General features: G+C 44.7%; 2 protein-coding genes and 1 pseudogene. All 3 read right to left on the bottom strand.

The features are described from left to right. Nucleotides 1-227 (bottom strand): annotated as a pseudogene (gene rpsD, locus SP041_RS20735) (30S ribosomal protein S4); the annotation flags it as partial. A 33-nt stretch (nucleotides 228-260) separates the two neighbouring features. After that, the gene (gene rpsK / locus SP041_RS20730; protein WP_019613697.1) at nucleotides 261-650 is read right to left on the bottom strand and encodes a 30S ribosomal protein S11; all 390 of its coding nucleotides are present in this window, start codon (nucleotides 648-650) and stop codon (nucleotides 261-263) included. A gap of 11 nt (nucleotides 651-661) precedes the next feature. Then, nucleotides 662-838, bottom strand: a 177-nt coding sequence (gene rpsM / locus SP041_RS20725; RefSeq protein ID WP_137298017.1) for a 30S ribosomal protein S13, incomplete at its 5' end; no start/stop codon positions are given.

The raw sequence follows: 838 nt of genomic DNA, 5'->3' as shown, positions 1-838 counted from the left end.
TAGTAGTTACGGAATTGCTTTTCTAATACACCGTACATACGACGTACTTTTTGCTTTTCACGTAATTGTAAACCGTAGTCTGATAGACGAGGTTTACGCGCACCATGTACACCTGGTGCGTTATCAATTTTACACTTAGATTCGATCGGACGGACGCCTGATTTTAAGAATAAATCAGTACCTTCACGACGGCTAAGCTTAAGCTTAGGACCTAAATATCTTGCCATTGTTCTTTCTCCAATTACCTTAGAAAGTTGCGATTAAACGCGACGTTTCTTTGGTGGACGACAACCATTATGTGGGATCGGTGTAACGTCAGTAATATTAGTCACACGGAAACCCGCCGCGTTTAGTGCGCGAATCGAAGATTCACGACCAGGTCCTGGTCCATTTACAAAAACTTCTACGTTTTTAAGGCCATACTCTTTTGCTGCTTCAGCAGCACGTTCAGCAGCAACCTGTGCAGCAAACGGAGTAGATTTACGAGAACCACGGAAACCAGAACCACCTGCAGTAGCCCAAGAAAGAGCATTACCTTGACGGTCTGTAATAGTTACGATTGTGTTGTTGAAAGAAGCATGGATGTGAGCCATACCATCAGCAACTTGCTTTTTAACGCGCTTGCGAGCACGAGTTGGTGTTTTAGCCATGATCTCTTACCCTATTTCTTAATTGCTTTGCGCGGACCTTTACGGGTACGAGCATTCGTTTTAGAACGCTGTCCACGTACAGGCAAGCTGCGACGATGACGAAGTCCACGGTAACAACCAAGGTCCATTAGACGCTTGATGCTCATAGATACTTCACGACGTAAATCACCTTCAACGGCGAATTTAGC

It is taken from the genome of Psychromonas sp. SP041, from assembly GCF_000470315.2.
GTDB lineage: Bacteria > Pseudomonadota > Gammaproteobacteria > Enterobacterales > Psychromonadaceae > Psychromonas.
Note: the sequence above shows the minus strand (reverse complement) of the source record. Positions and strands in the feature narration are given on the sequence as shown.